Below are 13,981 nucleotides of genomic sequence, written 5' to 3' on the forward strand. Positions count from 1 at the left end.
AGTACATCCAGTACGAGGGCTTCCGGCCGGCACGACGAGAGCACGCACCGGACGCCGCTCCTTGACGGGCAAACGTTGCCTGCCGCGGCACTAGGCGTGGACCACATCGACACCGCCGCCTTCTACTTCTCCTCCCTCCGCTCGGCCAACGAACTCATCAACAGCGCGCTCTCCCCGTACCCGGACGGCCTGCTCATCGCCACGAAGGTCGGCCCCTTCCGGACCTGGGCGGGCGAGTGGGGCACCGCGGCCCGCCCCGAGGACCTGCGCGGCCATGTCGAGGAGAACCTGCGCCAGCTCGGCCGCGACCACCTCGACCTCGTCTATCTGCGCCGGATGCGCCAGGACTCGATCGCCGAGCACTTCGGGGCCCTGGCCGACCTGCGCGAGGCCGGTCTGATCCGCCACCTCGGCGTCTCCGACGTCACACCCCGCCATCTCGCCGAGGCGCAGGCCATCGCGCCGGTGGTGAGCGTGCAGAACCGGTACGGCCTCGGCGCCACCACCCCCGCCACCGAGGAACTCCGCACCGCCTGCCGCGACCAGGGCATCGCCTTCGTCCCGTTCTTCGCCATCGCCGGCGACGGCGGAGCCCTCGGCGCGACGACCGCCCACGACGAGGCCGTCCTCGCCGCAGCCCGTGCCCACGCCGTCACCCCCGCCCAGATCCGCCTCGCCTGGACCCTCGCCCAGGGCCCGCATGTCCTGGCCATCCCCGGCACCGGCAACCCCGACCACCTCGCCGAGAACATCGCGGCCGGCGCCCTGCGCCTCACCCCCGGAGAACTGGACCGCCTCGACGCGGCCCACCGGGGCCACGCGTGACCGGCGCCGGACCACTGACGCGGCGCGCCTCCCCGCGCGTCGGGCCCGCCCACCCGCCTACCCCACCCACACCCCCTCCCGCATCACATGCCTTCCCGGCAGCTCACGCACCTCGCACCACGCCTGCACCCCCACCGGCCGCACCCGGAAGAAGGCGTACGCCGCACCGTCCCGACGCGGATCCCACCCCGTCTTCGCCACGAACGCCCGGGCGGCCTCCTCCGGGACCTCGTCGGACCTGTACGTCACCGTCTCCCCGTCGATGACCACCACGTCCCGGGTGTCGCCGAACGCCAGCCGGGCCCGCCCACCGGTCCGCAGGTTGCGACCGGTGGGGTTGGACAGCCGGGTGGACAGCCACACGTACTCGCCGTCCCAGACGAACCACAGGGCCACGAGGCACGGCACGCCCTCCGCGTCCGCGGTGGCGACCCAGATGTCGCTCTCCCGCCCCAGCCGGGCCAGAACGTCCCTCTTCCGCCGCCCGGCCCCGCGAACCGGCTCAGTGATCTCCATGCCCGGACGCTGACGAACGCCCGCACCCGCCGCCTCCGGCCACGGTCCCCACCACACCTAGGGCCGTGGACCTAGTCTTCGAGTCTTCGGACCAGGTCCACACCACCCGCACGCAGCAATGCGCACCCGGCCTGTGCACCCGGCGCCGGGCCCATGGAAACCCAGCTCCCGGGCCCCCGATGAGTCCTGACGCCGCATCGCCGCGATCGAGTCGAGTGGCACCCCGCCGATGGACAACGGAAACTATGAAGTAACGGTTTCGTGAAGGCATCAGTCCACGAGCTGGCGGCGCAATTTCCCCGCTCATCAATCGGCTCGAGGAAACCGGTCGTCGGCCGCATGGGCCGACGGTGACCAGATTTTTCTCAAGGAGCATGCATGCTGGAGAGGTCTGCCGATTACCTGACGTCCGCGCCGGACGAATCCTCAGCCGCCGGGCACGGAACGAAAGGTCCAACGGAAAACATTCCGCAGGTGGACGATATTCAGCCGACGGAGACCGCGAGGAAATTCGCCGAGATACTCGCCGGGGTCGTGTGCGTCGAGCAGGTGTCGGTCGACAGCAACTTCTTCGACGACCTCGGCGGAAATTCATTGGTGATGGCTCAGTTCTGCGCACGCGTCAGGAAGCGGACGGATCTGCCATCGGTGTCGATGAAGGACGTCTACCGTCACCAGACGATCCGCAGCCTGGCGACGGCGCTCGTCGACGCCGGTCCCGGAGTCGGTGCCGCCCCCGCTTCCGTCGGCCCGCAGGTTCCGGGGTCGTCTGAGGCGATGACCCCGTCCGGCACCCTGCAGTACACCCTCTGCGGAACGCTGCAGTTCCTGCTCTTCCTCGGATATTCCCTTCTCGCCGCGATGCTCACCGCACGCGGCTACGCATGGATATCCGCCGGCTCGAACCTGATCGAGGTCTACATCCGCTCCGCCGTGTTCGGCGGCGCCGCCTTCGTCGGCGCGTGCACTTTCCCCATAGCGGCGAAATGGATCCTGGTCGGCCGGTGGAAAACACGCGAATTCCCGGTCTGGGGCCTGACCTATCTGCGCTTCTGGACCGTCAAGGTGCTGCTCCACGCCAACCCGATGGTCTTCTTCATCGGCAACCCCCTCTACGTGCTGTACCTGCGGGCACTCGGTGCACGGATCGGCAGGCGTGTCACGATCCTCTCCCGCAACGTTCCGGTCTGCACCGACCTGCTCACGATCGGCGCCGACACGGTGATCCGCAAGGACTCGTTCTTCCTCTGCTACCGGGCGCACGCCGGCCGTATCCAGACGGGCCCGGTAACCCTCGGCAGGGACGTGTTCATCGGAGAGAAGACCGTGCTCGACATCGACACGTCGATGGGTGACGGCGCGCAGCTCGGTCATACGTCCTCGCTGCACAGCGGCCAGGCGGTCCCGGGCGGCCAGCGGTGGCACGGATCTCCGGCGCAGCGCACGGAGGTCGACTACGTAAGGATCCCGCCCGCCGGCTGCGGCACCCTGCGCCGGGCCGGCTTCGGCCTCGCGGCCCTGCTGCAGATGTTCCTCCTCTCCGTGCCGCTGGCCGTCGGCGGACTGTACATGCTGCTGACCGAGGTCCCGGCGCTGAGCGAGCGGCTGAGGCCGGGCGCGGCAGGGGTCGCGTCGCCGGAGCTCTACCTCGACGCGCTGGTCGTCTCCTGCGCTCTGTTCTTCGGCCTCGTCGTCGTGGGCATCGCCCTGCTGTTCACCGTTCCGCGCCTGCTGAACCGGTTCGTCGAGCCGGACAGGGTCTATCCGCTGTACGGCTTCCATTACTCGACGCATCGGGCGATCGCGCGCATCACCAACGTGAGGTTCTTCACCTGGCTGTTCGGCGACAGCTCCTACATCGTCCCCTATCTGCGCGGCCTTGGATACGACCTGTCCCGCGTGGAGCAGACGGGGTCGAACTTCGGCACCGAAGTGCAGCACGAGACCCCGTACCTCTGCTCCGTGGGCAGCGGCACGATGGTCGCCGACGGCCTGTCCCTCGTGAATGCCGACTTCTCGAGCACGTCGTTCCGGGTGTCCCGGGCGACGATCGGACCGCACAACTTCCTCGGTAACAACATCGCGTATCCGTCCGGTGCCAAGACGGGCGACAACTGCCTTCTTGCGACGAAGGTGATGATTCCGCTCGACGGCGAGATACGTGAAGGGGTGGGGCTGCTCGGCTCACCGTGCTTCGAGATTCCCCGGTCGGTGGAGCGCGACCTCCGGTTCGACCACCTGCGGACCGGCGGCGAGTTGCGCCGCAGTCTCGCCGCCAAGAACCGCTACAACATCCGGTCGATGCTCCTCTTTCTGCTCGTGCGGTGGCTGTACTTCTTCGTGCTGACCCTGCTCGCCCTCGCGGACCTCGATCTGTACGACTCCTACGGACATCTGCTGATCGCGGTATTCCTGGTGCTCACGCTGGCATTCACCCCGGTCTACTTCGTGCTGGTGGAGCGTGCCGTCGTCGCTTTCCGCGGGCTGCGACCGCAGTTGTGCTCCATCTACGACCCGTACTTCTGGTGGCACGAGCGTCTGTGGAAGGTGCCCGACCACTACCTCAACATTTTCAACGGCACCCCCTTCAAGAACGCGATCTGGCGGCTCCTGGGTGTGCGGCTCGGCAGCAGGGTCTTCGACGACGGCTGCTATCTGACGGAGCGGATGCTCACCACCATCGGGAACGACTGCACCCTCAACGCGGGGAGCAAGATCCAGTGCCACTCGCAGGAGGACGGCACCTTCAAGTCCGACCGCAGCACGATCGGCGACGGATGCACTCTCGGTGTCGGCTCCCACGTCCACTACGGCGTGACGATGGGCGACCGCTCGGTGCTCGCGCCCGACTCCTTCCTCATGAAGGGCGAGGAAGTCCCGCAGCACGCGTCCTGGGGTGGAAACCCGGCCACGGAGCTGAGAGCCGCCCCCGCGCCCGGTGACGACGGCGGTGGAGCCGCCCTGGTCGGCGGTGACGGACATCCTGGCCACGGCGAGTGAAGAGGGACTGATCGATGGCAACGCACGTGGAGACGGACCAGGAGTTCTGGCGCGGTGTACTCGTCGCCGGCGGCTCGACCACGATCCCGCGGTGGACGCTCCATCCGATGACGGGTGTCGATGAGCACGAGGCCACGATCCCGGGCCACCTCATGGCCGACTTGCGCCGTCTGGCCACGGACCTCACGATGCCGCTCGGCTCCGTGATGCTGGCCGCGCACGCCAAGGTACTCGCCGCGCTGGCCGGCGAGCAGGACGTCACGGCCGGCTACGTCGCCGAGGAGGGCGGCCGGCCGTTGCCCTGTCGGCTCACGACCGCACCCACGTCATGGCGGGCACTGCTGGTGGACGCCCATCGGGTCGCGTCGGACCTCCTGGCGCACAAGGACTTTCCGGTCGACGCACTCAGGCGCGAACTGGGCCTGTCCGAGGCGCCGATCGAGACCGTCTTCGATCCGCATCCGGCCTCCGGTCCCCGTCCGACGGCCGTCGACGGCGATCCCGCCGCGGACACCCCGCTGCGGGTGGCATTCTCGGAGCACGCCGGCCGGGCCGTGCTGCGACTGCGGTACCGGACCGACGTACTCGACGCCGACCACGCCGCCAGGATCGCCGGCTACCACCTCGCCGCGCTCGCGTGCATCGCCGCGGATCCGGATGCGGAGCACGCGCGACAGAGCCTGCTGTCCACCGAGGAGCTCCGGTTCCAGCTCGACGGGTTGTCCGGACCGCCCCGTGCCCTGCCGGACGCCCGGATGCACGAACTGTTCGAGCAACAGGTGAGGACACGTCCGGATGCCGTGGCCGCCGTGCACGGAGACCGGCAGTGGACGTACGAGGAACTCGACGCGCGTGCCAACCGGCTGGGACGAGCCCTGTTGGCGCGCGGGCTGCGGCGCGAAGGTGTCGTCGCGGTGGTGACCGGGAGAAACCTGGACTGGATGGCAGCGGTCCTCGCGGTGTTCAAGGCCGGAGGCGTGTACCTCCCCGTCGAGCCGCACTTCCCGGCCGACCGCATCGCGGCCATGCTCGCCCGCGCCGAGTGCGGGCTCGTCCTCACCGAACCGGGCAGCACCGACTCGCTCGACCAGGCCCTGCACTCGCTGCCGGGGGTCCGCAAGCTCCTCATCGGCACGGCGTACGACGAGGGCCACGCCGACGACGACCTGGGCATCGCCGTCGCACCGGACCAACTCGCCTACATCTACTTCACCTCCGGCTCCACGGGAGAGCCCAAGGGCGCGATGTGCGAGCACGCGGGCATGCTCAACCACCTCCACGCCAAGATCGACGACCTGGGAATCGGCGAGGGGCAGGCGGTCGCCCAGACCGCGCCCCAGTGCTTCGACATCTCGCTGTGGCAACTGGTGTCCGCGCTCCTGGTCGGTGGGCGGACCGTGCTGGTCGAGCAGGCGGTGATCCTGGACGTCCAGCGGTTCGTCGACGAGATCGTGCGCGGCCGGGTCGCCGTGCTCCAGGTCGTGCCGTCGTACCTCGAGGTCGTTCTGACCTATCTGGAGCAGCACCCGCGCGAACTGCCCGACCTGCGGTGCGTGTCCGTCACCGGTGAGGCCTTGAAGAAGGAGCTCACGCAACGCTGGTTCGCGGCCGAGCCCGACATCAAGCTGGTCAACGCGTACGGCCTGACCGAGACCTCCGACGACACCAACCACGAGGTCATGGACCGGGTGCCGGCCCGTGAACGGGTCCCGCTCGGTCCCCCCGTCGGCAATGTGCGCGTCTACGTCGTCGACGAGCAGCTGTCGCCCGTGCCGCTCGGCGCCCCAGGCGAGATCGTCTTCTCCGGCGTCTGCGTGGGCCGCGGATACGTCAACGACCCCGACCGCACCAAGCAGGCCTTCATGCCCGATCCGCACCGCGAGGGCGCCCGGCTCTACCGGAGCGGCGACCACGGCCGCTGGCTGCCCGAGGGCAAGCTGGAGTTCCTCGGGCGCCGCGACACCCAGGTCAAGATCCGCGGCTTCAGGATCGAGATCGGCGAGATCGAGAACACCCTGCTGCGGGTGCCCGGTGTCCGCGACGGTGCGGTGGTCGTCGTGGAGCGGCCCGACCGGAGCGCACACCTGGTGGCCTTCCACTCCGGCGCGGGGCCGCTCTCGGCCGAGGAGCTGGGGGCCCGGCTGGGTGAGTCGCTGCCGGAGTACATGGTGCCGTCGGCCTTCCACCGGCTGGAGACACTGCCGCTGACCGCCAACGGCAAGACCGACAAGAGGGCACTGGCGGTGCTCGCGGGAGAGCTCGATGCCGTCGGACACCCCGAGGAAGGCCACGACGCTCCGGGCACACCGACCGAGCGATGGCTGGCGGCCGCCTGGGCGAACGTGCTCGGCGTCCCGCAGGATCGCATCGGTCGGCGGGACCACTTCTTCGACCGGGGCGGGACATCGTTGTCGGCCGTGAAGCTGGCCATCGCCCTGGAGCGCTCGGTGTCGCTGGACGACGTGACCCGCCATCCGGTGCTCGCCGATCTGGCCGCGCTCGTCGACGGCAGGCGCGACCGGCCTTCCGGGCTTCTTCAGCCTCTGTACGAACCGGAGGGCGCGCCCAACGGCGCCCTGGTGTGCTTTCCCCACGCCGGCGGCAACGCGGTGAACTTCCAGCCGCTGGCCAAGGCGCTGCGGGGCAGTGGTATCGCGGTCTACGCCGTCGAGCTGCCCGGTCACGACGTGGGTGCCGAGAGTGAGCCCTTCGCGCCGATGGCGGACGTGGTCGCGCGGGTCCTCGCCGAGATCGCCGAGCGAGGCCTGCCCGGAGTCCTGCTGTGGGGCCACTCCTCGGGCGCGGCCCTCGCCCTGGAGACGGCCAGACAGCTGGAGCAGCGCGGGGTGGACGTCCAACGGGTCTTCATCGGCGCGCAGTTGCTCGGCGATGCCGCCGGCCGGCGCGACGCCGTCACCGAGCTGACCGGGCAGAGCAACGCCGAGATCGCCGCGAAACCGAGCACGGACCGCGGCGACACCGGGCTCGCTCCGCCGGATGCGCGGCGGGCCGAGCAGGTCGGTGCCGCCTACCGGCACGACTGCGTGTCCGCACACCGCTATTTCGCGGACCTCCTCGGATCTCCGCCGACGGTGAAGCTGGCCGCGCCGGTCACCGTGGTCGTCGCCGCCGACGACCCGGTCACAGCCGGTCATGCGCGCCGCCACCGCGACTGGGAGCTCCTCGCGGACCGTGTCGACCTGCACGAACTCGCCGAGGGCGGCCACTACTTCCTGCGCACCTGTCCAGCCGAGGCGGCACAGATCGTGGTGCGCACCACCGCACCGCTGTCCTCTCCCTGAGCGGCACACACCGCCGCACACCGAAAGGAATCACGATGTCCTCCATGTCCCCGGCGTCGCCGCTCGACGACGTCGAGTTCCAGCCCGGTCGGCCTCCGATCCTGCGGGCCGAGCCCCCCGGCGACGCGCCGAACTGGGCTGCCGCACACCGGGAAGCGCTGCGGGCCGTCGTAGCCGAGCACGGCTGCGTCCTGATCCGCGGCCTCGGGCTGCGCGACGTGGCCGGCACCGGTGCCGTCTTCGAGCGGCTGAGCACCGGACTGATGACGGAGCGGGAGGCCTTCGCACCCCGGCGGACCTACGCCGACGGCGTGTACTCCTCCGCGCAGTGGCCGGCGAACCAGCCCATGTGCATGCACCACGAACTGAGCTACACGCTGGAGTTCCCCGGCCTGATGCTGTTCGCCTGCCTCACCGCGCCCACCGAGGGCGGGGCGACCGGAGTGGCCGACGCGGCGACCGTGCTCGAGGAGCTGCCCGCCGAGTTGACCGAGCGGTTCGAACGGGAGGGCTGGCTGCTCACCCGCAGCTACAACGACGAGATCGGATCGTCCCTCGTCGAGGCCTTCGGCACCGACGACCGGGACGCCGTCGAACGCTACTGCCGCGCCAACACGATCGAGTTCGACTGGCAGCCCGACGGGAGCCTGCGCACCCGGCAGCGCCGCAGCGCCGTGATGCGCCATCCGGTCACCGGCCGACGCTGCTGGTTCAACCAGATCGCCTTCCTCAACGAGTGGACGCTGGCCCCCGAGGTCCGTGAATACCTCGTCGAGGTCTACGGCGCCGACGGACTGCCGTTCAACACCCGCTTCGGAGGCGGCGACCCGATCGGCGAGGACGTGGTGACCGTGCTCAACAAGGTCTACGAGGCCAACACCGCACGCGAGCCGTGGCAGGCCGGCGACCTGATGCTCGTCGACAACATCCGTACCGCGCACAGCCGGGAGCCCTTCGAGGGATCGCGCGAGGTGCTCGTCGCGATGGCCGACCCGGTGCGACCGTCCGACTCCTCGCCGAACTTCGAGGTGACCGCCCGATGACCCGCAACCGCCCGACGACCACCGTCCCCACCTCCGTGACGGTGTCCGCGACGACCGAGCAGCACACCGTGCGGCCCTTCGCGGTGATTTCCGGGTCCCAGGTCCAACAGGTGCTGGAGGGACGCGAGAAGCAGATCGTCGACCTCGTCGAGGCCACCTACCGGCTGCACGGCGCGGGTGACTCGGTGAACCCGCCGTCGTACTTCCTGCGGTTCGCCGACCGGCCCTCCTCGCGGATCATCGCGCTGCCCGCCTCGATCGGCGGACACGTGGCGGTGGACGGCGTGAAGTGGATCTCCAGCTTCCCGGAGAACGTACAGGCCGGCATCCCGAGGGCGTCCGCCGTGCTGATCCTCAACGACCAGGAGACCGGCTATCCGTTCGCCTGCCTGGAGAGTTCGATCATCAGCGCCACCAGGACGGCCGCGTCGGCGGCGCTCGCCGCGGACCGGCTCAGCCTGGGCAGGCCGCGACCCACGCGCGTCGGGTTCTTCGGGACGGGCCTCATCGCCCGCTACATCCACACGTTCCTGGCGGGCAGCGGCTGGTCGTTCGACGAGATCGGCGTGCACGACCTGTCCGCCGACAGCGCGGCCGGGTTCCGCTGCTACCTCGAGCAGTCGGGCACGGCGGGCCGGATCACGGTGCACGACAGCGCCGAGGAGCTGATCCGCTTCAGCGACCTGGTGGTGTTCGCCACCGTCGCCGGTGAGCCGCACATCAGCGACCCCGCGTGGTTCTCGCACCATCCCGTGGTGCTGCACGTGTCGCTGCGCGACCTCGCGCCGGAGATCGTTCTCGCCTCGACCAACATCGTCGACGACGTCGAGCACTGTCTGAAGGCCGGCACCTCACCCCATCTGGCCGAGCAGCTCACCGGCAACCGGGACTTTCTGCAGGGCACGCTGGACGACGTGATGGCGGGCCGGGTGGCGGTGCCGACGGACCGTACGGTGGTGTTCTCGCCCTTCGGCCTCGGGGTGCTCGACCTCGCGGTCGGCAAATACGTCTACGACGAGGTGGTCCGCTCCGGGGAGTTGCACGTCATCGACGACTTCTTCCATGACATGCGCCGGCACGGATAACGGTCCGAAACGCGTTCAGATCCGGCGCAGGTCCTGCCGCAGATGAGGAGGCCGTCGTGCCCGTCATATCCGCGCCCCATGCCTTCAACGAGGGACAGCTCTATGTCGACCTTGAACCCATCTACGGGCGCTCCCTGTTCCTGAAGTGCGAGGGCTTCAACTTCGCCGGTTCGATCAAGCTCAAAGCGGCGACGGAGATGGTGGAGACCGCCGAGCGGAACGGAGTCCTCAAACCGGACTCGATCCTGGTCGAGTCCTCGTCGGGCAACCTCGGCGTGGCGCTGAGCATGATCGCGGCGAGCAAGGGCTACCGGTTCCTGTGTGTGACGGACTCCCGTTGCAACCTGTCGACCCGACTTCTGATGAAGGCATTGGGCAGCCGGGTGCTCACCATCTCCGACCTGGACGACAACGGCGGCTTCCTGGGCGCACGCCTCAACTACGTCCGCGCGCTGTGCGATGCCGACGACCGGTACGTGTGGCTCAGCCAGTACACCAATCCGGGCAACTGGAAGGCGCATTACCGCAGGACGGCGCCGGAGATCGCCCAGAGCTTCCCGCGCCTGGACGTACTGTTCGTCGGCGCCGGCACCACCGGGACCCTGATGGGCTGCGCACGCTACTTCCGCCAGTGGCACCGGCCGGTGCGGATCGTCGCGGTGGACAGTGCAGGCTCGGTGATCTTCGGTGGTGCGCCTGGCCGCCGCATGATTCCCGGTCTCGGCATGAGCATGCGCCCGCCGCTGCTCGACGAGTCCTACGTGGACGAGGTGATACACGTCGAGGAGACGGACACCATCCGTACGTGTCACCGCCTGGCCAGACACGGATTCCTGTTCGGCGGCTCCACCGGCACGGTCGTCAGCGGCGCCATGCGGTGGCTGGCCGAGAAGGGGGACGAGCGTGAACTCACCGCGGTGGCCATCTCCCCGGACCTCGGCGAGCGCTATCTCGACACCGTCTACCAATCCAATTGGCTGCAGGATCTGTACGGCGAGGAGGTGATGGACTTCGACGACAGTGCCGAAGATTCCTGGGCAGCCGCCCCTCCGCCCACGCGTCAGGAGAGCCGCCCACCGCACCACCCGTAGCCCGGCGGTGGCGGCCGCCACCGCCGGCAGCAGGACCGCCGTGCACAGGTTCCGTCGGCGCAGGTCGCCAGGGTCGGAGTCCTCCGCGGCGCTGTGGGAGCCCCCTCTGTATGCGGCCGGCGAGGAACAGGCGCCTGCGCCGGCCGCATTCGTGGAACCGACCGCGCGCGGTGACCGGCGGCGAGCCGGCCGACTGCCGGCGGAAAGGGTGGCCCGCGTCCCGGCGGCACTGCTGGACCTGATGGACGCGGGCGAGCCCGCAGCCGACGAGCCCGCCGCCGCGCCAGGCTGGTGCCGCGCCCCGGAGTCGATGGCCACCGGCGCGCTGGACGTGCGGCGCCGGCCCGCCGTCACCGTCCCCACGCCGCTGACGCGGGGGCGCCGACACCTGGCGGCCGATGCCGGAAGATCGCGTCCGCTCCGGACGGAGGATCAGTTCCCGGGCGGCTTCAGGAGCGCGGCAGGAAGCGGGCGATCTCCGTCGCCACGGTTTCGGGGACCGGTGACGGCGGGAAGTGTCATCTGGCCGCGAGACGTCGTCAGGGTGACGTGAGGCAGTGCGGTCGCGGGCCGGTCGAGGGGTTTCGGCATCCCCGCCGTCTGCACGAGCGGTGTCCCCACGTGCCGATGCCCTGCCGTACGCGCTCGAATGGCCCGAGGAGCACGGCGGCGGCGCGCCCGACGACCTCGTCGACGCCATGACGCGCGTGGGCTTCGACCTCGGCCCCCGGGGCGAGGACCCGAGCGTGGCGGGCAGGTTGGCCCTTGCCGAGGAGCTCACCGGCGTCCGCGTCACGGCCGGCCTCCTCGCCCGGGACACCTGCCTCACCGGCCACGCGGGCCGGCCCCCGGGCCGGGCGACAGAGCCCCACCGGCCAGGCGTCCCGGCGTTCCGGGACACGGGCGCGGCAAGCTGATCCCGCTCTCCCCGGACACCGTGCGGCAGGACTCGCCCGGCCCGGGCGAACGAGGACGGTCGAGGCGACTGGCGTCTGCGTAGTTTTACGTATAACCTCTCCCGTCAATCGCCCTGCCGATCACCTCCGCCGCTCGCCTCCCGAAAGGCCCCGATGTCCCGCATCGCCCTGGTCACCCTCGTCGTCGACGACTACGACGAGGCGATCCGCTTCTACACCGACGCGCTCGGCTTCCGGCTGGCCGAGGACGAGCCCCGGCCCGACGGCGCCCGCTGGGTCGTCGTACGGCCGGGCGAGGGCCAGGACGGCACCGGGCTGCTGCTCGCCCGCGCCAAGGGCGACGCCCAGCGCGACCGGATCGGCGACCAGACCGGCGGTCGCGTCGGCTTCTTCCTGCACACCGACGACTTCGCCCGCGACCACGCCCGGATGCTCGCGGCCGGCGTGACCTTCCTGGAGGAGCCCCGCCACGAGGTGTACGGCTCCGTCGTCGTCTTCCAGGACCTGTACGGCAACCGCTGGGACCTGCTCCAGCCCGCCGGCTGATTTTCCTCCCGCACCCCGAACCGCCCCGCCTCGCCCAAGGAAAGACCCGCCATGAACGCTACGCGCGTAGAAGCCGATGTGATCCGCCGCCTCCCCAAGGCCGTCCTGCACGACCACCTCGACGGCGGCCTGCGCCCCGCCACGGTCGTCGAGCTCGCCGCCGAGATCGGCCACACGCTCCCCACCACCGACCCCGACGAGCTGGCCGCCTGGTACTTCGAGGCCGCCAACTCCGGCGACCTGGTGCGCTACATAGCCACCTTCGAGCACACCCTCGCCGTGATGCAGTCCCGCGAGGGCCTGCTGCGCGTCGCCGAGGAGTACGTCCTCGACCTCGCCGCCGACGGCGTCGTCTACGCCGAGGTGCGCTACGCGCCCGAACTGAACGTGCGGGGCGGGCTGACGCTCGGCGAGGTCGTGGAGACCGTGCAGGAGGGCCTCGCGGCCGGTATGGCGAAGGCCGCCGCGGCCGGTACCCCGGTTCGCGTCGGCACCCTGCTCTGCGGCATGCGGATGTTCGACCGCGTCCGCGAGGCCGCCGACCTGGCCGTCGCCTACCGTGACGCCGGTGTGGTCGGCTTCGACATCGCCGGCGCCGAGGACGGCTTCCCGCCCGCCGACCACCTCGACGCCTTCGAGCACCTGCGCCGCGAGAGCGTCCCCTTCACCATCCACGCCGGTGAGGCCCACGGCCTGCCCAGCATCCACCAGGCCCTCCAGGTCTGCGGCGCCCAGCGCATCGGGCACGGCGTGCGCATCACCGAGGACATCGTCGACGGCAAGCTCGGCCGACTGGCCGGCTGGGTCCGTGACCGGCGCATCGCGCTGGAGATGTGCCCCACGTCCAATCTCCAGACCGGCGCCGCGACCTCCATCGCCGAGCACCCGATCACCGAGCTGAAGGACCTCGGCTTCCGGGTCACCGTCAACACCGACAACCGGCTGGTCTCCGGCACCACGATGACCCGCGAGATGGCGCTGCTCGTCGAGCAGGCGGGCTGGGGCGTCGAGGACCTGCGCACGGTCACCGTGAACGCCCTGAAGAGCGCGTTCATCCCGTTCGACGAGCGCAAGGCCCTCATCGAGGACGTCGTCCTGCCGGGTTACGCGGCCGCGCTCTGAAGCAGCCCGCGCACATACGCGGCCTGTCCGACGTGCTGAAGATCGTCGGACAGGACGCTGACCAGCCGTACGCCCAGCGTGACCGGCGGATCCCAGCGCACGTCCACGACCCGCTCGAGATCCGCCGCCGTCAGGGCGCGCAGCGCCCGGTGGCTCTGCTCGTGCACGGCGTCGTGGTACCCCGTCAGCAGGCCGGGGTCGGCGACCCGCACCTTCGCCACCTTCGCCGGGCTGTGCCCGTATCCGGTGTCATGGCGCGGCAGGTCGAGACCGAACCGTTTCTCCCAGTTGTCGGCCCGGCCCCACCACACCTGCTCGAGGTCGAAGGCGTCGGCGATGTGGTCGTCCTGGACCCGGGTGAGATGCCAGACGAGCCAGGCGACCGAGTTGGTCGCGGGGGTGGGCCGGGCGTTGAGGGCGTCGGGGTCGAGACCCTCGACGGCGGCGTGGACCTCTTCCCGGATGCGGTTGTACCCGTCGATGAGGATGTCCTTCGCATGCATGACTCCACCATCGCGCAGCCCACCCCCGCCC

At 70.2% G+C, this 13,981-nt stretch carries 10 protein-coding genes and 1 pseudogene; 9 read left to right on the forward strand and 2 right to left on the reverse strand.

What is annotated here, in order from left to right; all coding sequences use genetic code 11:
- Window positions 1-90 precede the first annotated feature (90 nt).
- Window positions 91-825: pseudogene (locus tag ABZ464_RS45090) on the forward strand (aldo/keto reductase); the annotation flags it as partial.
- 57 nt (window positions 826-882) lie between these two features.
- Here ABZ464_RS45090 and ABZ464_RS45095 read toward each other — a convergent pair.
- Window positions 883-1,341, reverse strand: a complete 459-nt coding sequence (locus ABZ464_RS45095) for a pyridoxamine 5'-phosphate oxidase family protein (protein WP_359287753.1) — start codon at window positions 1,339-1,341, stop codon at window positions 883-885.
- Window positions 1,342-1,719: 378 nt separating this feature from the next.
- Here ABZ464_RS45095 and ABZ464_RS45100 point away from each other — a divergent pair, with 378 nt between their 5' ends.
- The 8 genes from ABZ464_RS45100 to ABZ464_RS45135 all read left to right on the forward strand — a co-directional run bounded on the left by ABZ464_RS45100 (window position 1,720) and on the right by ABZ464_RS45135 (window position 13,447).
- The gene (locus ABZ464_RS45100; RefSeq protein WP_359287754.1) at window positions 1,720-4,341 is read left to right on the forward strand and encodes a Pls/PosA family non-ribosomal peptide synthetase; all 2,622 of its coding nucleotides are present in this window, start codon (window positions 1,720-1,722) and stop codon (window positions 4,339-4,341) included.
- 14 nt (window positions 4,342-4,355) lie between these two features.
- Window positions 4,356-7,643, forward strand: coding sequence for an amino acid adenylation domain-containing protein (locus tag ABZ464_RS45105; protein WP_359287755.1), 3,288 nt, complete (start codon window positions 4,356-4,358; stop codon window positions 7,641-7,643).
- Window positions 7,644-7,678: 35 nt separating this feature from the next.
- Complete coding sequence (locus ABZ464_RS45110) at window positions 7,679-8,686, forward strand: TauD/TfdA family dioxygenase (RefSeq protein ID WP_359287756.1); 1,008 nt, start codon at window positions 7,679-7,681, stop codon at window positions 8,684-8,686.
- Window positions 8,683-9,771 carry a 2,3-diaminopropionate biosynthesis protein SbnB gene (gene sbnB, locus ABZ464_RS45115; RefSeq protein WP_359287757.1) on the forward strand — a complete coding sequence of 363 codons (1,089 nt, stop codon included), beginning with the start codon at window positions 8,683-8,685 and terminating at the stop codon, window positions 9,769-9,771. The genes ABZ464_RS45110 and sbnB overlap by 4 nt, the downstream gene beginning before the upstream one ends.
- A 56-nt stretch (window positions 9,772-9,827) precedes the next feature.
- Complete coding sequence (gene sbnA, locus ABZ464_RS45120; RefSeq protein WP_359287758.1) at window positions 9,828-10,862, forward strand: 2,3-diaminopropionate biosynthesis protein SbnA; 1,035 nt, start codon at window positions 9,828-9,830, stop codon at window positions 10,860-10,862.
- Between the two features lie 611 nt (window positions 10,863-11,473).
- Window positions 11,474-11,779 (forward strand): DUF6461 domain-containing protein, encoded by a 306-nt coding sequence (locus ABZ464_RS45125; RefSeq protein WP_359287759.1) that lies wholly within the window; start codon window positions 11,474-11,476, stop codon window positions 11,777-11,779.
- 153 nt (window positions 11,780-11,932) lie between these two features.
- Complete coding sequence (locus ABZ464_RS45130; protein ID WP_359287760.1) at window positions 11,933-12,325, forward strand: VOC family protein; 393 nt, start codon at window positions 11,933-11,935, stop codon at window positions 12,323-12,325.
- A 51-nt stretch (window positions 12,326-12,376) separates the two neighbouring features.
- A complete protein-coding gene (locus tag ABZ464_RS45135; protein WP_359287761.1) occupies window positions 12,377-13,447 on the forward strand; it encodes an adenosine deaminase in 1,071 nt (356 codons plus the stop codon).
- Here the strand turns inward: ABZ464_RS45135 and ABZ464_RS45140 are convergent.
- Window positions 13,429-13,950 (reverse strand): DUF664 domain-containing protein, encoded by a 522-nt coding sequence (locus tag ABZ464_RS45140; protein WP_359287762.1) that lies wholly within the window; start codon window positions 13,948-13,950, stop codon window positions 13,429-13,431. The two genes, ABZ464_RS45135 and ABZ464_RS45140, sit on opposite strands and share 19 nt — an antisense overlap.
- Window positions 13,951-13,981: the final 31 nt, after the last annotated feature.

The organism is Streptomyces sp. NPDC005820, assembly GCF_040630255.1.
In the GTDB taxonomy this organism is placed as follows: Bacteria; Actinomycetota; Actinomycetes; order Streptomycetales; family Streptomycetaceae; genus Streptomyces.